This window comes from Flavobacterium sp. LK-23 (assembly GCF_058135255.1).
Genome location: NZ_JBYUVT010000015.1, coordinates 91,873 through 115,093, shown reverse-complemented (window position 1 = coordinate 115,093; position 23,221 = coordinate 91,873). Strand labels below are relative to the sequence as shown.

The 23,221-nt window shown below is 32.2% G+C and carries 24 protein-coding genes; 9 read left to right on the top strand and 15 right to left on the bottom strand.

Features of this window, described 5'->3' with window-relative positions:
- Positions 1 to 54: 54 nt before the first annotated feature.
- Positions 55 to 1,188 carry a helix-turn-helix domain-containing protein gene (locus AC3Y25_RS19010; protein ID WP_489903821.1) on the bottom strand — a complete coding sequence of 378 codons (1,134 nt, stop codon included), beginning with the start codon at positions 1,186 to 1,188 and terminating at the stop codon, positions 55 to 57.
- A 168-nt stretch (positions 1,189 to 1,356) separates the two neighbouring features.
- Here AC3Y25_RS19010 and murQ point away from each other — a divergent pair, with 168 nt between their 5' ends.
- The 9 genes from murQ (at position 1,357) to AC3Y25_RS18965 (ending at position 10,433) form a co-directional block, all read left to right on the top strand.
- Positions 1,357 to 2,169 carry an N-acetylmuramic acid 6-phosphate etherase gene (murQ, locus tag AC3Y25_RS19005; protein ID WP_482500658.1) on the top strand — a complete coding sequence of 271 codons (813 nt, stop codon included), beginning with the start codon at positions 1,357 to 1,359 and terminating at the stop codon, positions 2,167 to 2,169.
- A 180-nt stretch (positions 2,170 to 2,349) separates the two neighbouring features.
- Entirely contained in the window at positions 2,350 to 2,571 is a 222-nt protein-coding gene (locus AC3Y25_RS19000; protein ID WP_095930955.1) for a DUF6095 family protein, read from the top strand.
- Positions 2,572 to 2,601: 30 nt separating this feature from the next.
- A complete protein-coding gene (locus AC3Y25_RS18995; RefSeq protein ID WP_250835504.1) occupies positions 2,602 to 3,174 on the top strand; it encodes a pentapeptide repeat-containing protein in 573 nt (190 codons plus the stop codon).
- A 2-nt stretch (positions 3,175 to 3,176) separates the two neighbouring features.
- The gene (locus AC3Y25_RS18990; RefSeq protein ID WP_489903820.1) at positions 3,177 to 3,752 is read left to right on the top strand and encodes a DUF1572 family protein; all 576 of its coding nucleotides are present in this window, start codon (positions 3,177 to 3,179) and stop codon (positions 3,750 to 3,752) included.
- Positions 3,753 to 3,837: 85 nt separating this feature from the next.
- Entirely contained in the window at positions 3,838 to 4,209 is a 372-nt protein-coding gene (locus AC3Y25_RS18985; RefSeq protein ID WP_250835502.1) for a DNA topoisomerase IV, read from the top strand.
- Between the two features lie 182 nt (positions 4,210 to 4,391).
- On the top strand, positions 4,392 to 6,311 hold the full coding sequence (locus AC3Y25_RS18980; RefSeq protein WP_489903819.1) for a DUF294 nucleotidyltransferase-like domain-containing protein: 1,920 nt from the start codon (positions 4,392 to 4,394) through the stop codon (positions 6,309 to 6,311).
- A 2-nt stretch (positions 6,312 to 6,313) separates the two neighbouring features.
- Entirely contained in the window at positions 6,314 to 6,946 is a 633-nt protein-coding gene (locus AC3Y25_RS18975; RefSeq protein WP_489903818.1) for a 3'-5' exonuclease, read from the top strand.
- A gap of 158 nt (positions 6,947 to 7,104) precedes the next feature.
- The gene (locus AC3Y25_RS18970) at positions 7,105 to 8,580 is read left to right on the top strand and encodes a PhoX family protein (protein ID WP_489903817.1); all 1,476 of its coding nucleotides are present in this window, start codon (positions 7,105 to 7,107) and stop codon (positions 8,578 to 8,580) included.
- Between the two features lie 68 nt (positions 8,581 to 8,648).
- A complete protein-coding gene (locus tag AC3Y25_RS18965) occupies positions 8,649 to 10,433 on the top strand; it encodes a cytochrome-c peroxidase (protein ID WP_489903816.1) in 1,785 nt (594 codons plus the stop codon).
- 61 nt (positions 10,434 to 10,494) lie between these two features.
- Here the strand turns inward: AC3Y25_RS18965 and AC3Y25_RS18960 are convergent, their stop codons facing one another.
- The 14 genes from AC3Y25_RS18960 to AC3Y25_RS18895 all read right to left on the bottom strand — a co-directional run bounded on the left by AC3Y25_RS18960 (position 10,495) and on the right by AC3Y25_RS18895 (position 23,215).
- Entirely contained in the window at positions 10,495 to 12,336 is a 1,842-nt protein-coding gene (locus AC3Y25_RS18960) for a type VI secretion system baseplate subunit TssF (RefSeq protein ID WP_489903815.1), read from the bottom strand.
- A gap of 100 nt (positions 12,337 to 12,436) precedes the next feature.
- Positions 12,437 to 12,925, bottom strand: coding sequence for a hypothetical protein (locus tag AC3Y25_RS18955; protein WP_489903814.1), 489 nt, complete (start codon positions 12,923 to 12,925; stop codon positions 12,437 to 12,439).
- Positions 12,926 to 13,022: 97 nt separating this feature from the next.
- Positions 13,023 to 13,382, bottom strand: a complete 360-nt coding sequence (locus AC3Y25_RS18950) for a hypothetical protein (protein WP_489903813.1) — start codon at positions 13,380 to 13,382, stop codon at positions 13,023 to 13,025.
- A gap of 31 nt (positions 13,383 to 13,413) precedes the next feature.
- Complete coding sequence (locus tag AC3Y25_RS18945; protein WP_489903812.1) at positions 13,414 to 13,881, bottom strand: hypothetical protein; 468 nt, start codon at positions 13,879 to 13,881, stop codon at positions 13,414 to 13,416.
- A 192-nt stretch (positions 13,882 to 14,073) separates the two neighbouring features.
- On the bottom strand, positions 14,074 to 14,919 hold the full coding sequence (locus AC3Y25_RS18940; RefSeq protein WP_489903811.1) for a hypothetical protein: 846 nt from the start codon (positions 14,917 to 14,919) through the stop codon (positions 14,074 to 14,076).
- Positions 14,920 to 15,162: 243 nt separating this feature from the next.
- Positions 15,163 to 15,522 (bottom strand): hypothetical protein, encoded by a 360-nt coding sequence (locus AC3Y25_RS18935; RefSeq protein ID WP_489903810.1) that lies wholly within the window; start codon positions 15,520 to 15,522, stop codon positions 15,163 to 15,165.
- A 118-nt stretch (positions 15,523 to 15,640) separates the two neighbouring features.
- Entirely contained in the window at positions 15,641 to 17,035 is a 1,395-nt protein-coding gene (locus tag AC3Y25_RS18930) for a hypothetical protein (RefSeq protein WP_489903809.1), read from the bottom strand.
- 2 nt (positions 17,036 to 17,037) lie between these two features.
- On the bottom strand, positions 17,038 to 18,849 hold the full coding sequence (locus AC3Y25_RS18925) for a type VI secretion system Vgr family protein (protein WP_489903808.1): 1,812 nt from the start codon (positions 18,847 to 18,849) through the stop codon (positions 17,038 to 17,040).
- Between the two features lie 38 nt (positions 18,850 to 18,887).
- Positions 18,888 to 19,283, bottom strand: a complete 396-nt coding sequence (gene tssD, locus AC3Y25_RS18920; protein ID WP_095930969.1) for a type VI secretion system tube protein TssD — start codon at positions 19,281 to 19,283, stop codon at positions 18,888 to 18,890.
- 151 nt (positions 19,284 to 19,434) lie between these two features.
- Positions 19,435 to 19,821 (bottom strand): type VI secretion system tube protein TssD, encoded by a 387-nt coding sequence (gene tssD, locus AC3Y25_RS18915; RefSeq protein WP_012025247.1) that lies wholly within the window; start codon positions 19,819 to 19,821, stop codon positions 19,435 to 19,437.
- A 183-nt stretch (positions 19,822 to 20,004) separates the two neighbouring features.
- Positions 20,005 to 20,436 (bottom strand): GPW/gp25 family protein, encoded by a 432-nt coding sequence (locus AC3Y25_RS18910; protein WP_095930970.1) that lies wholly within the window; start codon positions 20,434 to 20,436, stop codon positions 20,005 to 20,007.
- 11 nt (positions 20,437 to 20,447) lie between these two features.
- Positions 20,448 to 21,161 carry a hypothetical protein gene (locus AC3Y25_RS18905; protein WP_489903807.1) on the bottom strand — a complete coding sequence of 238 codons (714 nt, stop codon included), beginning with the start codon at positions 21,159 to 21,161 and terminating at the stop codon, positions 20,448 to 20,450.
- Positions 21,162 to 21,219: 58 nt separating this feature from the next.
- A complete protein-coding gene (locus AC3Y25_RS18900) occupies positions 21,220 to 21,747 on the bottom strand; it encodes a hypothetical protein (RefSeq protein WP_250835491.1) in 528 nt (175 codons plus the stop codon).
- Positions 21,748 to 21,844: 97 nt separating this feature from the next.
- Positions 21,845 to 23,215 carry a DUF5458 family protein gene (locus AC3Y25_RS18895; RefSeq protein WP_095930973.1) on the bottom strand — a complete coding sequence of 457 codons (1,371 nt, stop codon included), beginning with the start codon at positions 23,213 to 23,215 and terminating at the stop codon, positions 21,845 to 21,847.
- Positions 23,216 to 23,221 lie beyond the last annotated feature (6 nt).

The window sequence follows — 23,221 nt, the reverse complement described above, 5'->3', positions numbered from 1 at the left end:
ATTGGTTCGACTTTATATACGTAAGGCGTTCGACTTTTCACAAACCCTTTATTTTTAGCTATTTCTGTAGGCTGTTGGGGTTAAATTGGTATACTTTTTAAATGAAGTATTAAAAGAAGATTTGGAGTTAAAACCAACTTCGTACAATATTTCTAGAACAGTTAATTGATTTTTTGATTGATCTCTTAAAATTTGCATGGCTTTTTGAATGCGATATTCATTCACAAAATCAAAAAAATGCTGATCGATATGATGATTTATTAAAATCGATAAATCGCGAACAGGAATACTAATCTGATTGGCCAATTCCTGAATAGTAAGCGACGGATCGAGAAATGGTTCTTTCTCAGTCATATATTGTTTTAAAGTACTAATTTGTGTAGTGATCAAATCATTTTGCTGATTTACAGCTTCTGGCTTTTCATCAATTTCTGGCAGAATATCTTTTGTTAACACTAACTTAGAATTTACACCTCTAAAAAGTTCTGGATATTTTAAAGCTTTCATTATAAACCAGCACGTTATAAATAAAGCTATAGTTCCAACAAGGACATTTGCCCACAAAAAAACTTCTTTGAAACCACTATACCTCAATATATTTTTTGAAAGTACAATAGAATGTGCAACAAGAAACACGCATGTCATTTGAAAAAGCCATTTATAAGTAGAAACGCTTGGATTGGCGTAGTTTTCTAGATAAATTTCTTTGTATTTCTTCAAGATCAAAAACACACTTACGATATAAAAAACGTACTGAAATTCTATTAAAATCTGTATAAAATAGATCTCAGACATTTCATTTAAAGGACCTATGAAGTTGCCATTTACAATACTTAAATATATTCTTGGCATAAAAATTAAATTGACTATTACAAAAGGAAGCAAATGAATGAGATGTTTCCATTTTAACTTAAAGTCTGAATAACATACAGATAAAACGTACAAATAAAATGATGGCATTCCCAGTAAACAGAAAGTTGCTCTGAAAATTTCTAAATTCCTGTGATCTTCTGTATACAGATACATAAAAAAGCCACTGAGATCTATTGCCGAAAAAATAAAGAACAAAGCAAACAAGCGGTTTGCCAGTTTATTTTCTGTTTTAACGGTTAGCAGAAAAAATGCCATTAATAAGGAAACGAAAACAGAAATTCGAGCAATTCCCTGTAGTAAATCTAATTGATCCATCTATCTTTTTATATTAGACAAATATAATATTTTCGTTTTTGTAACAAAGCCACAATAAAACAGTCTTTAGAGAGAAAAAATAGAAGAAAAAAATTGATTTTAAATCTCTGAGACTTTGCAAGATTGAAATAAAATATATTAATTTTGACGAGTCTAAATAACGATAAAATGACATTTACGAAAACTACTGAACAAGCCTCAAAATATGAACATTTAGAGAAGATGTCTGTTCATGAATTGTTATCTAATATAAACCAGGAAGATAAAACGGTGCCTTATGCAGTCGAAAAAGCTTTACCACAAATAGAAGCTTTGATTCCGCAGATAGTCGACAAATTAAAACTTGGCGGCAGATTGTTTTATATTGGAGCAGGAACTTCTGGCCGACTTGGTGTTGTTGATGCTTCTGAATGTCCGCCCACTTTTGGCGTTCCTTTCGACTTAGTAAATGGCATTATTGCAGGTGGTGACACAGCAATTAGACGTGCAGTAGAAAACGCAGAAGATAATCCTACACAAGCTTGGATTGATCTTCAAAACCATAAAATCGATTCTAATGATGTTGTGATCGGAATTGCTGCTTCGGGAACAACTCCATATGTTATCGGCGGATTAGAAACTTGTAACCAAAACAATATTATCACCGGTTGTATTACTTGTAATGCAGGAAGTCCGTTGGCACTGACGGCGCAATTCCCTATTGAGGTTGTAGTTGGACCAGAATTTGTAACCGGAAGCTCAAGAATGAAAGCTGGAACTGCACAGAAACTGGTTTTAAACATGATTTCGACTGCAGCTATGATTAAGTTAGGAAAAGTAAGAGGAAACAAAATGGTCGATATGCAGTTAAGCAATGTAAAGCTGGTTGATCGTGGCGTAAAAATGATTATGGATGAAATTTCGGTTTCGTATGACGAAGCGTCTGAATTATTGAAAAAATATGGCAGCGTAAGAAATGCTGTCGACAATTATAAAAAATAAAAAGGCTTCTGAGTGGCTGTTTAACTGCAAAGTACGCTAAGATTTATGCTAGGTTCGCAAGGTTTTTGTCCAAAACTTTGCGAACTTTGTCATTATAAAAATATATCATATAAAAAACTTACCGTACTTTGCGATAAATACAAGCCAACAGCTTGCAACCTTAAAATTGAAACAAAAAAGATGGCAACAAATAAAGAATTACTAAAAAAAGGAGTGAAATATTTATCAGGCGCTCTGCCTTTAATGTTTCTTGGCCCAACATTGATTTATAATGCTTTTATGAATCAGCATACCAACTGGCATTATCTTGTTTTAGGAATTGGAATTGTGGCTTGTCTGAGTTCTATGCTTTTGATCTTTTTGGGATTGAAAATTATTATGAAAGGTATATTTAACGATTAAGAACTGAAACCCTAAATTTCAAAAACACTTATGGAAGCTCTAATTCACATTCAGAAAACATTTGAGAAAGTTGTTTATATTGATAAGAAAATAAACAATCGCGAGTTTGAAGATTGTGTTTTTAAAAACTGCGACTTTTCTAACAGCAATTTCAATTCTAATACCTTTCTTGACTGTGAGTTTATTGATTGTAATTTATCAATGACAAGTTTGGCAGGAACAAGTTTAAAGAACGTCACTTTTAAAAACTGTAAACTTCTCGGAATTGCATTTAACGAATGTGACGATTTTCTATTCCAGGTTTATTTTGATGAATGCGTTCTCGATTATGCATTGTTTTCAAACAAAAAAATGCCAAAAACCAAGTTTATAAATTCTTCTGTTCGCGAAGTAACTTTTATTGGCACCAACTTAACGAGTTCTGTTTTTGATAATTGCGATCTTGATGGCGCTATTTTCAATGAAACACAATTAGCATCGGTCAATTTTAAAACGGCTTACAATTACAAAATCGATCCTGAATTTAATCCTATGAAAAAAGCACAATTTTCTACGGAAGGAATTGTCGGATTATTAGATAAATATGATATCAAAATCGTTTAGTTATGAGTGCCGATCAATCTTATTTAAAAAGCGTTAAAAAGCAGTTTTTATATTATAAAATGCTTGGCGAAAAAGCCATTGACCAACTTGAACCTCAACAGCTTTTCATTTCAGTAAATGAAGACACCAACAGCATTGCTACAATAATAAAACACATTTCGGGCAATATGCTGTCCCGCTGGACTGATTTTCTTACAACAGATGGTGAAAAAGAATGGCGCAACAGAGATTCTGAATTTGAAAATGATTTACAATCTAAAGATGAAGTTCTTGAACTGTGGAATAAAGGATGGAATTGTCTCGAAAATGCTCTTGAAAGCTTACAACCCAATCAGCTTTCGGACATTATTTATATTAGAAATGAAGGCCATACGGTTATAGAAGCTATAAATCGACAATTGGCACATTATCCGTATCATGTCGGACAGATTGTTTTTTATGCCAAACAGCTGAAAAACAGTGAATGGAATAGTTTATCGATTCCGAAAAACAAATCGGGAAATTATAATGCTGAAAAGTTTGCCAAAGAAAAAGAAATCAAGAACTTTACCGATGATGAGTTAAAAAGATTGAAATGACCCGTTTGTCAGTCTGAGCGAAGTCGAAGACCTTTTTGTGACATAAAAATGAAATCTCTAGCTCTAAAAAAACAACTTAATTAAAATGAAAAAAATAGCATTCTTATTCCCTTTTCTAGCTTTAGTTTCATGCTATAATGCAGAACACAATTGCAAGGATTTTAAAACCGGAAAATTCAAATTTGAAACAGATGTCAATGGCGTAAAAAAAACAACTTACTTTGAGCGTAAAGACGATATTGAAATTGAAACTTACGAAGGAAAAACCGATACTGCTACAATACGTTGGGTAAGTGACTGTGAGTACGTGTTGCAAAAGAAACATCCTAAAAATATGGCTGAAGAAAAAGCAATCAGCATGAAGATTTTAAATACTTCAAAAGATTCTTATACGTTTGAATTTGGCTTGGTTGGTTCTGAAGAAAAACAGCGAGGAACGGTTTATAAAGTTGATTAAATAATAAAGGCTCCAATTGGGAGCTTTTTTTATGCCACAAAGGCACAAAGGCTCCAAGTTTTTTTATTCTCATTTTTTAAACTTTGCAACTCTGAATCTTTATCCCTCTGTAACTAAAAAAACAAACGTGTTTCTTTTACATTTCTATTTTAAATAGTACATTAGAACTCTAATCTAACCAAATGAAAAATACCATTTCGCAGAGAGTTGCCGATTTTTTAAAGAATTATCCGCCGTTTAATTTTCTTCATCAGAGAGATTTAGAAAAGCTTTCTGAACAGATTTCTATTATTTATAAAGAAAAAGATGCTGTCATTTTTGCTGAAAATGACAAAACCCACGATTCTTTTTATGTAGTTCATAAAGGCGCTGTTGCACTTAAAAAAAGCACTAAAAATACCGTTTTAGATATGTGCGATGAAGGCGATATTTTTGGATTGCGTCCGTTATTGGCACAAGAAAATTATATCATGGAAGCGGTCGCTCACGAAGAAAGCATTTTGTACGCCATTCCTATTGCAGTTTTTAAACCTTATGCACTCGAGAATAGAAACGTTGGTAATTTCTTGATTGAAAGTTATGCTTCGAATACTCGAAATCCATATTCCGATATTCACAAAGATAAATTATATGGTGATGATCAGTTAAATGAAAATCTGCATTCGAGCAATCATTCTTTTGATCTAGCGCCCATAAAATATTCTAAAAAAATAGTTACCTGCAGTCCGTCAACTACGGTAAAAGAGATTGCAAAAATTATGAATAAAAAGAAAGTCGGTGCAATTTTAATCGTAGACGAAATGCTTCCGATTGGTATTTTGACGGATAAAGATCTTCGAAATAAAATCGTTACAGGAGATTTTCCTATTACAACGACTGCCGAAACGATAATGACAAAACCTGTCATTACGTATCCTAAAAAAATGACGGTTACTGAGGCACAAATGGCTATGATGAAAAGCAACATAAGCCATTTATGTTTAACAAAAGACGGAACGGTAAACACCAAAGCGGTCGGAATTTTATCGAAACACGACGTAATGGTGGCGCTTGGAAATAATCCGGCAGTTTTAATAAAAGCGTTGAAACGCACTAAAAAAATCAAGGAAATAAAACCGATTCGCAACCGAATTATGCAATTGCTTCAAGGCTATCTGGATCAAAATATTCCGATGACTTTGATTACCAAAATCATTACAGAATTGAATGAAGCCTGCACTACTCGAGTTATCGAAATTTGTTTAGAAAAAATGAGCAGTCCGCCGCCCGTTAAATTTGCTTGGCTCGCGCTCGGAAGTCAAGGTCGCGGCGAGCAAATGTTGCATACAGATCAAGATAATGCGATTGTTTATGAAAATGTGAATGAAGTTTTTAGAGAGGAAACTAAAATCTATTTTCTAAAATTTGCCGGACTTGTCAATAAAGGGCTTTTTGAAATTGGATACGATTATTGTCCTGCCGAAATGATGGCCTCGAACCCAAAATGGTGTATGAGTGTAGACGAATGGAAAAGCCATGTGCATCATTGGATTACAAATCCGGGTAAAAATGAGGTCTTATTGTCCTTTATTTTCTTTGATTATAGTTTAACTTACGGAGATACCGAAGTAGCAAATCAATTGTCTGATTATATTTTTGAAGATTTAAAAGCAAATCCTATTTTTTATATGCATTTGGTGAGTGGTGCTTTGCAAAGCCCATCTCCTACTGGTTTCTTTAGACAATTTTTGGTAGAGCAAGATGGCGCAAACAAAGATAATTTTGATATTAAACGAAGAGCTTTAATGCCATTGACAGATGCGGCACGTGTCTTAATTTTATCCCACTCGATAAAATCGATTAGCAATACAGCAGAGCGCTTTGAGAAATTAGCAGAACTGGAACCTAACAATAGAGAATTGTATTTATCGTGCTCCTATTCGTTCAAAGCTTTACTGAAATTTAGAACCAAGCAAGGTCTTCTGCATCATGATTCTGGTCAGTTTATCGAATTGGAATCTTTGACCAAAATGGAAAAAATTAAGCTGAAACGTACTTTTAAAACCATTAAGGAACTTCAGGAACTTATTTCGGTGCGTTTTAATATCTCAAATCTGGTATAATAATGAGTTTATTTAATTTTTGGAAAAAAGAAGAGACTAATATATTCGATGAAAGCATTACGATTGAAGAAACTCGTTTTGTGGTTTTGGATACCGAAACAACTGGTTTTGATTATGAAAATGACCGTATTCTATGCATTGGCGCATTGGTTCTTCAAAACGGAATTATTAATGTTCAGGAAAGTTTCGAAGTGTATTTAGAACAAGATCATTACGATAAATCGACCGCTCAGATTCATGGTATTTTAAAAGATTTACTGATTAAACGCCCTACTGAATTGGAGGCATTACAGCAATTTTTAGATTTTCTAGGAGACTCCATTATCATTGCGCATCACACTATTTTTGATGTTACAATGATCAATAAAGCTTTAGAAAGAAACGGACTTCCTCATTTAACGAATAAAACCTTAGACACGGCATATTTGTATAAAAAGACTTTAATTCAATCTCATTTATTTGAACGAAAGGATCATTACACCTTAGATGATCTTGCAGACAAATTTGATATTTCTAAGAAAGATCGCCACACAGCACTGGGCGATGCCTACATCACTGCCATTGCTTTTCTGAAGATTGTAAAGAAATTGAGAGAGAAAAAAGCAATTAATTTAAATCAGCTTTTCAAACCTTAAGATTTTTTTATGAATCTTAACTTTACATTTAAGTACTATAATTTACCATTTAATAATACTAGACTTATAAAAATTAGCAAAAAAGAAAAATAGCCATAACCTGTATTTTGTTTTTGAAAGATAGCTTTGTCATAATCAAAAAAAACACAAAAACAATTATGAAAGCTAACTTTTTAAAATCAATTACCGTGCTTGGAATTGCAGGCCTTTCTGTAATAAGCTGCCAAAATGATGACAAAGATTCGAATAGTGTAAATGCTAGTATCGATTTTACTTCACATTCAAAAGTGCCACCTTTTGTTTATCCAATGACAGGTTTTGAAAATCTAAAAATCAGTACTTTAATTGCTAGTACAGATGTTCTTCCAGAATCTCCTTCTTTTGTGTATGGTGCACAGCCTGATGGAGCTGGATTAATGAAAGATCCAAATGGTGATGGATATATCATGATTACTAACCACGAAATTCTGCAATCTGTATCAAGAGTTTATTTAGACAAAACTTTCAAACCAGTAAAAGGTGACTATATTGTTGATGGCGTTGGTGGTTTAACTCGTTTGTGTTCTGCAACATTGGCAACTCCAGAAATTCACGGCTTTGGACCAATCTTCTTAACTGCTGGAGAAAGCGGACAAGAAAGTATGGTGCACGGAATCAATCCGTTGGGACAATCTTCAGATAAAGCAAGAAAAGACAGAGTTTTACCAGCTTTAGGAAAAGCGAGTATGGAAAACGCTGTTCCGCTTCCTAAAGAAGCTTATCCAGGAAAAACTGTAATTCTAATTGGTGAAGATCAGTCGTACGCAACTTCACACGTAAGTGCTGGACAATTAATTATGTATGTAAGTACTGTTGGTGATTTATCTAACGGAAAATTATATGCTTTAAAAAGAACTGATGGAAATCAAGTTGAAACGGATATCAAATTAAATAGCAGTTATCCCGTTGAATTTGTTGAAATTCCAAATGCAAAAAACCTTACTGGCGCTGTTATCAATACAACTGTTAACGACTTAAAAGCGATTCGTTTTTCTAGAGTTGAAGACGTAGATTACAGAAAAGGAAGCGCAAGCAACAATAGAGAAGTTTATTTTACTGCTACAGGTCAAGCAACTAACAATGCTCCTGTTGACGGTTACACAATGTGGGGAAGAGTTTACAAAGTGAAACTAGATGCTGCAAATCCGTTAAAAGGAACTTTAGAATTAGCCGTTGAAGGTGACAGTACTCCAGGAACTGGAATTATTAACCCAGATAACTTATGTGTAACAGAGAACTACGTTTACATTCAAGAAGATGGTGACAGCTACTATGCCGATGCTAAACACGATTCATATATCTGGCAATATAGCATTGCGACAAAGCAAAATAAACCTTGGTTAAATATGAACCACAAAAGAACCGATGCAGCCTGGAATGCTTTATACAACCAAACTGGCGAAATGAGATTAGGAAGCTGGGAGTTTGGTGCTATGGAAGATATTTCAGATATCATTGGTGTTCCAGATACTTTTACCGTAAACATTCACCCGCACACATGGCAAAGTGATGCATTTAAAAATGCAGACGGTTCAGGAACTCAAACCAACAAAGAGGGAGGACAAACTGTAATTATCAGAAACGTACAGAGATAATAATTTCAGTCAAAATCTATTAACAACCCTTATTTTTCGATAAGGGTTGTTGCTATTAAAACACTATTATGAAATTAAAATATTTTTCATTTCTATTTTTAGCACTTTGTTTGTTCTTTTCGTGTCAAAAAAATGAAACTTCTAAAACAACAATCAAACAGAATCTTCTTGTTGACTTAAACAAATTAAGCAATGAAATTACCCAATTTCAAAAGCTGATAGATAGCAATGCTTCTCCAAAAGAAATTGTAGAACAGTTTAAAAAATCACGCTTATTCTATAAAAAAGCGGAATGGGCAATTGAATATTTTATTCCCGAAACAGCTCGTTTTATGAATGGTCCAGCCTTGGATGAAATGGAATTGGAAGAAAACAGATCTTTTGAGCCACATGGTTTTCAAGTAATCGAAGAAATGATTTATCCTGAATATAAAATCGAGGATAAAGAAAATGTAATAAGAGAATTGAATATTTTTCAATCTAACATAAAGCAGTTGACAACTACATTTGAAGTAATCACTATTTCTGATGATTATGTTTTGGATGCACTTGAACAGAACATATTTCGTGTTATTGCTTTAGGAATTACAGGCTTTGATAGTCCAATTTTACAATCTTCAATTCCTGAAACAGGAGAAAGTTTATTATCAATTTCTAAACCTCTTGAAATCATTAATTCCGATAATAAAACATTAGTAGATTTAAAGAAATTGATCGTAAAGGCACAGCAATATTGTAACGAAAACAATAATTTCAATGCTTTTGACCGAGCCTTTTTTATTACAGAATATTTGAATCCGATTTCGAAAAAAATTAAAACTTTTCAGAAAGAAGAGAATATTAAAAACGTTAAGAAGACAAGTCCATTAAAACCAGAAATTGAAACTTTGTTTGACAAAGATGCTTTTGATGTAAATGCGTTTGTACTTTCTAAAGATTACAATTATAGCACAGATAAAGCAAAACTGGGAGAAAAATTGTTTTATGACACCAGCCTTTCTAAAAATAACGACAGAAGCTGCGCAAGTTGCCATCATCCAGAAAAAGCATTTACAGATGGTTTAAAAACAAACGTTTCCTTAACAGGATCTAATCTTGCACGAAACACACCTACTCTTACGTACGCTTCTTTACAAAATGCTCAATTTTGGGATATGCGTCAGTTAGACTTAGAGAAGCAGAGTGTAGATGTAATTCAGAATAAAGAGGAAATGCATGGTTCAATGGATGCCATTCATGCTAAAATTCTACTAAATAAAGAATACATCAGCCTTTTCAAGAAAGCATACCCAAAAACTTCAAAACCCGAAGCCTGGCAAATTCAAAATGCTATTGCGAGTTATGTGCGTTCTTTAAATGCTTTCGATTCAAGATTTGACGAATACATGAGAGGAAACAAAAATGCTCTGAACAATCAGGAAATAGAGGGAATGAATCTTTTCATGGGAAAAGCAAAATGTGCAACCTGTCACTTTACGCCTTTGTTTAACGGAACTGTTCCTCCGAGTTATTCTAAAAGCGAACATGAAGTTATCGGAACTCCTCAAGATGCTTCCGGTAAGAAATTGAGCGTAGATCAAGGGCGATATTTATACAATAAAATGACTCAATTGGTTGGCGCTTTCAAAACTCCAACAGTTCGAAATGTAATTGTAACAGCTCCTTACATGCACAATGGTGTTTTTAAAACTTTAGAAGAAGTCGTTGATTTTTACAACAAAGGAGGCGGTCAAGGTTTAGGCTATGAAGTCGAAAACCAAACTTTGCCATTCGATAAATTAAATTTAACTGTGAAAGAAGAACAATCGCTTGTTGCATTTATGAAAACGCTTACGGATAAAAAATACCAGTAAAAACCAAAATAGATTTCAGTAAATCAAAAACGCCAGAACTTTAAGTTTCTGGCGTTTTGTTTTATTCATTTTCTATAAAAAGGCGGTACGGAAATACATTTGATGATCTGTTTTTTAAGTTCTTCATAAAACTCTCACACAAATAATCCCATTCTGTTGCCGATAGATACTCTTTCTCAATCGGATTTACTTTTAAATGAATATCGACCGTTCGGCTAAAACCTGCTTTTACCGAAATCTCTTTTCGAGTTCCTTTCTCTATTTTAATATCTAAAATACAGCTTTTAAAATGATTAAATCCAAACGCCTTTATATCTGCAAACGTCACAATTCTACCGCGCGTTAGCAAAGCATTACGGTATGCTAATATTCTATCTTTATTGTTTTGTTTGTTCATTCCGCCAACCGTATTGGTAATCAGTACAGCTTCTTTACTTACAAACTGCATATCTTCTTTGGTTTCTAAAACCGTTCCTGCTTTTATATCATTCCCCTCTTCTGCACAAGTAGACCAATAATGTATTGAAAATGATTTTCCTAAAGATTCATCAAACTTAGGTTTAATCATTAAATAAGGATCATTATTTTTAGAAAAGCTACTTTCTTTAGCCTGCTGCTCTACAGAAGCCAAAAGCTGATTAATTTCGACCAAAGAACTGTTCATAAAGTCTTTTCCTAAACCTGCAAAAGAAGAACTTTCATCTTTTAAAAGATCTAATACATTTTGAAGCAGTTCTGATGCACTTCTAGAATCGAATCTTGAAACTCCACCCGTTCTTAATACTGCATTTCCTTCTTCAATAACACCATCTTTAAATTCTTTTATTTCGTAATGATTATTGAATCCATCGACAACAGTATCAACATCCAAATAGATATTATTGTCTGTTTCCAACGCAATGTACGACAAGAAATTACCTAGTGTTTTATTTATAATGTGCTTCTTTTTGTTAATTACCGGAAAGCAATTTGCGGTAAAAGAAACATTATCTAATATTTGAGGAATTAAAGATTCTGGAAAAACCATTTTCACCCAAATAATAGGATTATCATTTCTATTTGTTATCGCTTCAAAACATTTGTACTCTTCACCATATTCACTAATAGGCTTATGTTTTAACGCTCCTTTTAGTGTGTAAAAGTTATCAAAATAAAACTCATTTACCTCCTGCATTATCTCACTCAAATGCGTATAATTACGGTTTATAATGCTTTCTATATCAATGTTATTTATAGGAACATTATATCCCTCTTCTACCGTGATTTGTACCTCATCCTGAAAACACTTCATTTGCTTCAGGTAGTAATGAAACATCTCTTTCTGATGCGTGTTCTTAATATCGATGTACAGCATTAAATCTTCCAAATCCAATACTTTTGGATTTTTTAATTCAATTCCCATAAACACAATACCAGAAGGAAGAGAATGTTTATAATCACGAATTGCATCTTTATAAAAAAGATTCGAAATTTCGAATAAGTTTCTCTCGTAAGCAATATACTTTACCTCAGCAGACGCTAATTTTACTTCTAATGTCGGCGAAAGTGCAATTTCTTTGGTTATTGGAGCTAAAGGATTGTAAATATTATGAATTCTTCTACTTGCCGACATTTGATTCTGCAATGAAACTTTCATATTATTATCTATTGGCAAAGCATGCAAAATAGCTCTTGCCGGCTTTACTCCCGCCGTAACTTCTGGAAACATAATTTCTAAAACCCTTTCTACAACTCTTGTTTTAGAGTCTTCAAGTTCATGAGCTACTTTCTCCAGTTCGTAAGACAATGCATTAAGCATCATTGACACCACAGGGTCAAAAGATGTTTCCATCTCAACATCTGAAAAGCCCCATGACCTAGCTGCTCTTTTTAGCACTCTGTCTTTTATTCGATCTTGTCTCATGGTATTATTTTAATTCTATTTTTGTAATTGGCTTGTAATTTTTATAAGATACTTTTCTATATCCTAATACTAACAGCATTTAAGAATGTACTGCAAAAAATTATTCTAGAAAAACATCAATATTATCAACATTCTCAGAACTATTTTCAAAATCTTTGCTAAAAGGAATGCTCTTATAATAAAGATTACAATAATACTCACCTCTATTCTTTCCTGCATTGATCCTTGAAGCAGTATTTATAAAATCAAAGAATTTGTATTTTTTATTTTCTCCTACATCAATTATGAGAGTATCGGACTTTAAGATTTTAGAATCTATATAGTATTGACTATCTGAATCTTTAATTCTCTGATATTCAACTTTCTTAGTTTTCCCATCTCTTCCAATTAAGATTATTTGAAAATTTTTTATCATTTTCGTTTTACTTATATTTCTATAAAAAGAAATATAAATTCTTTCTCCATCTGCAATGAATTGAGATGAATTACAACGATTACTATTGGTATAATCTTGTATTTTAAAAAAACAGTAGCGGAAAACAAAAAAAGAAATGATACCTCCTAATAAGATTGATACTATTTTTTTCATTTATTTACATTTAATATACCCATTATAATTATTCGCTTTATCTTTTACAATCCACTACTTAATACATATGTAAAGCGTTATTTGTTTAATGCTTTTTTTATAATTCTTTTGATCCATAAAAATTAATACAGTTGCAAAAAACAATGTTTTTATCACCTGTTTCAAAGTGCAAATTATTCTTTTGAGAGTAATATTTCTCAGTTACAGAAATAGTATAATCTATTATTCTATTCTTTAATTCATCATCTTGTAAAAAATTGCCATCAATTGAGATCTGAACTGCTGAAGCATCTTTATAAATTTGATAAAAAGTTGAATCAATTTTCTGATAATTATAATCTAAGCATTTACTAAAGGCATATTTTTTTAATTCTATAACCTTATTCTGTCCTATACATTTTAGTGAAATTAACAATATTACTAAGATATATTTTGCCTTTTCTATTTGAGCTCCCATAATTTTATCCCTTTTGATAAATCATCAAAACTTATATCTCATCGAAATCAACTATAATAATATTATTACCTCGATCTTCTATTTTTTTGTTATTGATTGTCGATGTACAATATCGGCAAACTCTAATTTTTCTATGACTTTGATCAAATCCTTCCTCAATCAGATTAGAGAAATTATGTATTTTGATTATCTCATCTTTAATATTAATTATTAAGGTATCCTTCAATAATATTTTCTCTGATATACCGATATTATAATTATTTGCGTGCAAATAATCTTCTAAATCTTCTTTGATATATTTAACATTTCTATTTTTAACATAAATCTTAAGATGTTTTAAATCTTTCTCTGAATACTTCTTTGAAAAGTTTTTAAAAGATATCCAAAAGCCTTCTCCACCGGCCACGTAAGTATTGCAGTTATTAGCTTCTTGTGTGTTGCAACTAAACAAAACAAGAAAAAATATGCATAAAATTCTATTTAGCTTTAATGTATCCATTATAATTTTCCCGATAGTGCAGATTTGCAATCCTTGCCCGAAACAGTTTGACAGAATAAAGATCACTAAAACAAATTATAAACAATTCTTTGTGGGCACGGATTATAAATCTGCGCGATCGGGTTCATTGCGGAGACAAATCTGCGCAATCGGGTTGTAATTTTTATAGGATACTTTAGCTCACATAAATATTTATGGCCTAGTTTCTTCTGCATATGTTCTGCTGATTATTTTACCAGAGTTAGCATCTATATTTAATTCAATAAGACCAAAAGGATAAATATCTTTAATAACATTCCAACTTTTTTCATCCTCCGACAGTTTTAAAAAAACATTTTCAACATCAGGTCTGCTATCTGGATCAAGAATAAAATACTTTTTTAAAGCTTTATTGACAATATCTGGACTAACCTCATCCTCTTTTTTATTTAGTTGAAATATCTCTATAAAATGTTTACGTTCCTCTTTAGTAAAACTTACAAAAAGTGGCTCTCTTTTTAGTATTTCAAGTAAATTAGAAGGCTTGACTTTGATTTTATCATATTTTACCGATTCATCAACAGTTTTAATTAACTGACCTGTCTCATCATAATATTTTGATATTCCAAATTTTATCTGGTCACTATTTATTGACTGTCCTAAAAAAACTTCCTTTTCTCGTTTTAAAATACCGTTTTCGTAATATTCTTTCTCAATATAAGAAAGTGCAGGAACAGGAGGAATCGTTTTTTTTGCATAATACTTTTGCTTGTCTAATCCCTTTCCCCAAGAATAGTCTATAACTGTTCCGTCTGGCAAAGTATCTTTTGTTGAAGGCAATTTTTTTTCTTCCCCTAATTTCAAAACTTTTGGATAATTTTTAAACTTTTCAATATCAAATCTATCTATTGTCATAATCTTTTCTTTAGGGTATTGCACACCTTCTTCTGTTTGCCCTTTGCAATTAAACAGGCTAAATGCAATGAAAATAAAAATAATTTGTTTTTCTATTTTACCTCCCATACCAAATTTTAACACGTCTAGAATATTTAAAAACATAATTTTATTTTTGCGCACATTTTAATACACTTTGTCGAACACCAACTTCTCTAAAAATAGTTTAGATGGCTTATTCCTTTTGTGAGAACAAGTTATCCCCCGCTGGTGCAAGAGTCTCTCTTAAGTTCAATTAAGTTATTCTTTGCGTTCACAAGCGAGACGCTCACGCCAGAAAGAGGTTTAATAGAAAAATCAAGTCATTTAAAGTTCTTATTGTTTTTAATTTCTATAATTACAATTTTACTATTTCTTTATTACCAATCCTATGTTTGTTGGTATTTCAATACTTAATGGAGCATTTTTATTATCTAATTTATGACCATTTATGTCCAATGACTTTATATTATTCATTATGACAAATGCATGACCACGTGCATAAACTGTATCAATCTTACTTTCTATTTGAGTTATTTTATACTCAATACTATCATCAACAATTAATTTTATATCATAATTCATTTCTCCAATATATGCAACATTTGGAGTGAATATTCTTTGGTTAAACCTTGATTCTGAGCTATCGCAACCACTAATTTCAAAATCCGAATCTCTTTTAATTAATTTCTCAAATTTTGAGTTTTTTTTATATATTTCAAATATCATTTTTTTTGGACAAACTGACGAATTCCAATTTCTAAAATAAATTTGATAAAATGATTCATTGCTCTTTTTATAGGTTGTTTTATGACAGCTTATAAAAAAAAAGGTTAAGATTAACAATTTAGTATACTTCAATATATCCATAATAATTACTTTTGAACGATTCAACTGAAATCTTTTGTTTTCCATATATAAGAGGCCTCTTATATTTATCAGTATTCCCTAATTCATCTACTTGATTTACAGGATCAAACCCCCAGGTATAAATATTAAATCCTACAAATTTGCTCTCCCCAACATCAATAAAATTCAGTCCTCCCTCATAAACAACCCAATGCGAATCTGTCGTTAGATCTTTTACATTATACCCAGGCGAGTCTTCAATCATACTACTATCTATCATCATTAAAATTGTGTGGCCTTCTTTATATTTGCGATCAATTATTTTAAGATTTAAAATATCCATATCTCCTATTGCATCATTTAGTTTTCCAGAAACTCCTTTTTTATTAGCAATTTGAAGCAATCCTAAATCAAATGATTCTGCATTTTTAAAACCTGCAACTTCTTTACACATTCTAGTAAGCATATCTGGCCAATTGACCGCTTTTAGCATATCCATATCACCATTTTCAAAACCGGTATACACAAATTTGCTATTTAAACTCTCTTTACTACGAGTAGTGGCTAGTACAATCCAATCAATATAATGCATTTTCATCAAAACATAATTTCGATCTGTCGGTTTTGTCTCATACATACTCAACGCTTTATCATGTGGTTTCACTACATAACTCCCAACAGTGTACTCACCTGTTCTATAAAGTTCTTTTGCTAGTTTTTCGTATGCTTTAGAATCCTTTTTAGCCATTGCATAATATAATGAAGCCATTCCACAAAGAGAACTATTGCCCTGATCAATTTTCCAAGGGTCTTTAACACGATTTTCTATCTGCTCATATACTTTCATCCTGTTAAACCATCTAAAGCGATTATGCTTCCAAATTTTTAGCTCAGCTTCAGTTGCATGGTCTTTTATATAAGCTCGAACATAAACAAAACGTCCACACATATTTTTCTCATTCATAGTGATTTTGACACTATCGCCCTTTACCGATAGAGGAATTTCTTCCCATTTGTTTTCTGATAAGTTATGATATTTTAACAACCATTTTATCTCCAATTTATTTTTGGGAATATCCTTTAAATAACTTTTAACTCTAAAATGATAAGTTTTCCCAAAAATCATTCCTGGATTATTTACACCATCAGCTTTATCGTTTGTAGATCCGAAATCTAATGTTGTTAAGCACTCAATTTCTTTAACACCTTCTTTTTTTTCTTCTACCTTCTTTTCAGGAGCTTTATATTCATGATAAGTATTACCTTTTTCTTCTCCAACCCATCTATTTTCTTTAGCGGCATTAGATTTAAAATGTCCGTCAAGAACTTCTATGGTTGTAGCTCCTTTACTTGTTTTTGTTATCGTTCCTCCAACTATTCGTATCCTTGACATAATTACGCAGATTTAGTTTTTTCTCCACTATGTTGTTGTACCTCTTTAGATGATTTTACCGAAACATGCTCTTCCGAACTTTGCATAGTATATTCTTTACTTGCTACCTCCTGTCTCTCTTTTGCAGTATGTGACTCCAAATTACCTTCAATATTTTCCATGAAGTTTCCTGTAACTGATAACATATTGTCGCCACCAACTGTAGTATTAAGCATCATACCTACAACACTAGTTTTATCAGCTCCCGCACTTTCTGTAATATTCATTCCAGCGCTTACACTAATATTTTGAGAAGCATTAAAATTGATGTTTTGTGCATTAAGATCAATCGTATTATTTGCTGTAATACTAATATTACCTCCAACAGTATCCATTACTATCTCGTTACCATTTTTATCGGCAATTATGATACTTTCGTGTTCCGTAAATTTTATAACGTGTCCGCTTCTGGTATGAATTGCTTTTACATTATTCTGAGCATCAGCATAACCGCTTGAGTCTTGTCCGTTGTATTGCGCACCAATTACGTAAGGATTTTGGACATTATTGCCTTCAAAACCAATTAAAACTTCTTCTCCGATTTCGGGAACAAAATAAAATCCTTTTCCTGGTCCAGAATAAGGCTGTACCATTCTTATCCAATCTGTAACTGCTGTACCGCTCGCTCCATAAAATTCTACTTGTACGCGTCCTAATCCTTCAGGATCGTTATTATCTTTTACCTGTGCAGGCTGTGTTTCTGCTTTACCGTATACAAAAACATCTGTATAATGTGGAGCCGATACATCGGCAGGGATTGCTTTAAATTCGCAAGAATAATTTCCATGAACCTGAGAATGGTGTACAACTTCTATAGCAATTAGCTCATGTACTACAGTTTGGTTTACTATTGTAAAAACCTGTCCAAGACCAATTGGAAAATAAGAAATACCGCTGTAATATACACTGTTGGCATCACTACCCGCAGTTTGCAGTTTAATCATTTCCTCTAGTTCTTCTTTATTTGTAGCATTTGCAGTATACGCACCATTATTTAAATCAGAATTTGCAACCGTTCCCTGGTTATAACCTACAATAGCGGCAAAACTATCTTTACTTCCAGAGGAAGTCTTAGCGGCAGCATCACGAAAGGTTGCTACATTTTCATAATTATAACCATTCAGCGAAATTTTATGCGAGCTCATATTAGCTTGTATCTTAAAACTATGCAATGAAGCCCCGTTAATTAACTTGGTCTGACTACTTTTTGTTTGTCCGAACTGCATACGCATTCCGTCAAAATAAAACCATTGCCCGTAACGCTTAGCAATTCTCTTTAAGAACTCAAAGCTAGTCTCGTTATATTGCAAAAGGTTTCTAAATTCTTTAAGATAGGTTGATTTAATAGAATCTCTTTGATAAAATTCTCCAGGTCCTTCAGCAAAAATTCCCAGTACGATATCATCCATACTGCGATCTTTAAATGTTCTTGACTTTTTCATATCGTCAATTACAATACTGTGGCTTACGCCAGAAACGTGTAATCCAGCTGGGCTTCCATCAAGATCAATAGAAGAAAGTTCCGTAATGATTCCTTTACTCATTAATCTTATTCCAGTAAGACTTTTAAAGGTAAAAATCACCTCATCGCCAAGATAGGTTCTAAGTGCTTTTGCTTGATCTGCCGGATTAATTACTGCTTTACCCGTGTATTGCCAAACAAACGAAAAATGATGATGATCGGCCATTTTTTGAGATAGCTTTAAATCATAATAAACAACGTTTTGGGTAAAACCTCCTATAGTTATATGTACTTGTTCTGAAAAATGTGCCATAATAATGTGTCCTTGTTTTTTAATGAGCTTTTAAACAATTAATCTAACGCAATCCAATTATTTGAGAATTTAGCGTCTCCAAAAGTCAATTCTTTTGCCACTAATTCCATAGTAATTCTCATTGGGATTTCGGTAGTGCTTGTAAATTGCTCATCGTAACCAATACAAAATGCTTTAGTAAACGAAAGCTCTTTCATTTTACTTAATGCATCTCTTCTATAAAAAACAATTTTACCATCTTTGGTTAAATCTCCGTTTAACATCCAAGACAAAAAATGACTGTTCTGACTTGCTTCGATAATCATTTTTATTACTCCGCCTTTAGCGTTTCCTGTAGGTTTGCTTGTTGTGTCAATTTCTTGTTTGAAACCAATATTAAATTCAAGAACATTATATTCTTCGCCGTCTATATGTAATTTAGATAAAAAACTCATTTGTAGATTTGTTTAGATGATTAATTTAGGAAGTGCGAAAATCCAGGTAATCGGGAATTGAAAACCAGATATTCTAAAAAAGAAAACAAAAAAGGAAGTCCACTTATCGGACTTCCTTTTAGTTTAATTAAGATTGATAAAGTCCAAAGGATTATACCCAAGCATTATCAAATTCTCCTCCACCCATCGAAATTTTACGAGCAGAAATCATAAAAGTTTCAGTTAATGGATTTTCACTGTTATGATCAAAGTTTTCTTTGTACTTAACCATGTAAGCTTCTGTAAACTTTAGCTCTTTTAAAGTAGCATTTGAATCACGTTTGATGAATTTTACTGACCCGTCTTTTCTTTCGAAATTGTTAGTCATCCACTCAAACAATTCAGTACTTCCAGTTGATTCAACCTCAATCATGATTCTTCCTCCACGTGTTACTGTAGATGGACGCCCAGAAGCATCTGTTTCTTGAGCTAAATCATAACTAACGTTTAATACTTTGTAATCTTTTCCTGCTACTGTTAATGATGTTAAAAACGACATAATGAAAAATTTTTAATTATTAATTTATTTATTTATGCTGTAAATATATAAATAAAATCTTATTATAATAATTTATTTAATAAAACTTTCTTTACAATATATAATTATCAAATTATCAGATATTTAAAAACTAAAAAAACACACTTTTTTAGCTTATTGAAATAAAAATCGCACTAAAAAAAGCTATTTATAAGATAGCGGTCCAACAAAAAAGTACCCTCTAAAGTCAAAATCACGATTTGTACTTTTAATTGTTGCTTCAATTATTATATCGACTTTCTTTTTTGATCTGCTCACATCATCAACAAAATAGATCGTTTCAGATAATTCAACTTTAAGCTCGTTTACTTTTATTCTCTTTTCATGAAAAGCCAAAGACTGTTTCATTGTTTTTGAAATGATTTCTTTTAACGTATTTTCATTCATCAGCAAATCAAAGTCGATTTCCCAGATTTTTGAACCAAACGTTTCATCAAACTTGCACTCACCAAATGTGGTAGTAGCCAGTAAAATGATCTGTTGGGCGATAGAATGCTCAATCGAGGTTTTTTCTAACTCTTTTTTTTGCATTACGCTGTTAAAATCTATTGGAAGTTTGTAAAATGCTCCTTTCATAATTTTGCTTCTTAAATATAAATCAACTTATTAGCTTGGCCTTTTTTATCTGTTTCCATTTCTTTAGAAACTCGTCTGCGCTTAATGATATGCAGTTTAACCGATGGTGTTAGCTTTAGAAATTTTTCTCTATATAGTATATCGCCAATGAATCTTTGTCCTTTTTTCTCATCAACAACTACAAAATAGCTTATTCCCTTCTCTACTTTTAGCGTATTAATATCACCAGCAAAAAGCTGAATATTTTGTTCTCCTTTCTGAAAAGTATAAGTCAATTTATCTTGATCTAGCTTTCTGTATTTTGAAATTTCATAGGTTTCCATTTCTTCTTTTAAAGGTTCGAAAGGAATATTTTCAAAAAGAAAGTTATTTGGAGCTAAGAATTTTAAACCCAAAAAGCTCCATAATCCTTTTTTCTTTGTTTGCTGTTTATAGAAAAAAGTATCGCGAGTAACTTTGTAGATTTCTTTTTCGTTTGTTTTATCATCTGTAACAATCATTTGATAAACGGGAATTTCAATTTCAGCAGGAATTTCGACATCTTTTAAATGTGTATTCAAATAAACTGATCCAACCTCTTGTTCTGAAATTGTGATATTGATACTATGCTTTTTTAAAGCAGAATCTGTTTTTACAATCACTTTTCCTTCTCCGCTTCCTGCATAGAAAACAGAACCATCGTTATCTGTAAGTCCTAATGAAAGGTTCAATTCTGGAAATGGCATATCTTGATTTTTTATTAGAGATTATATTTAGGTTGCGTCAAATTATGTCAATCGAATTCTATTTTTTCTTTCTCACTTTATAGAGCTTTAAACAGTGTAGATAAAACCTTATATTTTGATTATCAGCTTCTGTGGGACTAAATTCATAGTCTTTTTTAAGTGTGAAAAATTTAATTGTATTGATACTATTTGACATTAATTTCTTGATGTCTCTTCGTGAAAGTTCAAGAGCTGCAGTTCCATCACAATTTACTTTGAAAGTGTTTTTGAGAATATACATTTCTCCATTTTTAAAATAGAGTTCCAGCGGCTGCTCTTGTTTTACACAGACATTATCTGTAAAAATTTTAAAGTATAAATAAATGCTGCCTCTTCTTTTTCCTAACTGAAAAACAGCATATTCATAATCTTCGTTGTAAACACGAAGTAAAATTGGGGTCGCACTTGCAAATAACTTTCCTGAAAGCAATAAATCGTTTTGCGTAATAGGGCAACTTAAAGTATCAATTTGTTTTACTTTTTGTGCTTTAATCGAACTTGATATGGAAAACAAACCGACTAAAAGTAAAATTTTAAGTACGTTCATGAATTTGAATTATTTGGTTTGATCATTCAAAAGATCAATGTTTTGTTGAAAAAGGAAGCACAATTTTATGTGCTTCCTTTTTTTATTTACTGTACAATTATTTTTGCTCGTAATCTGTATCCCATTCTGTTCCGTCATCTCCTTTGTGTCCATCCATTTTAATAAGGAAGTTTTTAGCAGGGAAATAAGGTTTCATGTGAATATCCATATAAATTCTGTCTTTTTGAATTGGATCTTGCTCGAATCTGCGGATTTCAAAATTCTCGATCAATTTATCTGGCCCTGTGATTCCGTCAAGGAAAGCCACAATCTGATTCATAATCTCTTTACGTGTTTTAGCAGTAAAGTTTTCGAATGCACGACGATTAAGGAAATCCATTAATACTTTAGTTACATAATCAAAAACACGAACTACAGAGTAAGTCTGTAAACCTAAGTTATCTCCGCTGAATAATGTTTTAGCAGAAAAAGCCATAACTTTTCCGTACTCGTTTACCATTGGAACCAAACCTAAGTTTTCAAGATTTGCGATTTCGCTTTTCTTAAGATCAAATTTTACTCCGTCTACTTCATTAATTCCTCCAAATTTCTTACCTGCAGTAACTTGAGACATTAATGTTTTGTAAATTTTTCCTGCTAATGCCGCAGAAGGCGCAACATGCAAATCTTCGCTTTCTCCAATTTGATCAAATCTGCCACGTCCAACAAGCCAGTTACATGTCATAATTACGTTAGAACGGTAAACATCTCCTCCTGTTAAAGAAGCGGCATCAAACATTTCCATTACATCATCCGGTTCATCTAAGTGTTCGAAATCTGTAACCAACATTACTTTATTTTCATGCGCAATTTTTGCCCATTTTTCAATCACTTTATTAGAACCTAAATATCCAGGAATTACCAAAATTCCGTAATTATTTTTAAGGTCTAAACGATCGTAATTATCCACTAATTCTGAGTGAATTGCATCGATAAAACGTGTGTTGTCAAGATCTTTTAACTGATCAAGTTCAGCATTTACAATCGTAACATTTTTTACTTTATCTGTTTCTGTATTTTTAAAGAATAAAGCTAAAGTTCTGTAAGCCGCTTCAATCTCTCTTGTATCTTCAACAGCTTTTGCAAGGTTTTTTTGTAGCAAAGCTTCAGATTCTTTGCATTTGTCTTCACTTTGTGCTACCATGTCAGTCAAAGCTTCATTATTACTTAAAACCGAAGTCCAAAGTTCTAATGTTTTCAAAAGCGTTTCTCTTTCTTTGGCTTTGTTTACTTCGCCTAAAAAGATTTTTCTTCTTGCTTTTCTCTCTGGATTAAGATTTTGAACTCCTTCAATCGACATTTCCAGTAAATCAAAACCGCCGTATTTAGCTAGTTTTTCAACATTTTTTTCAATCGAAATTCCTTTTACTGCTTTAGGTTCTAATACCGCTGTATCAAGATCTCCTTTATATGCTTCTTTATTTGACATATCTAA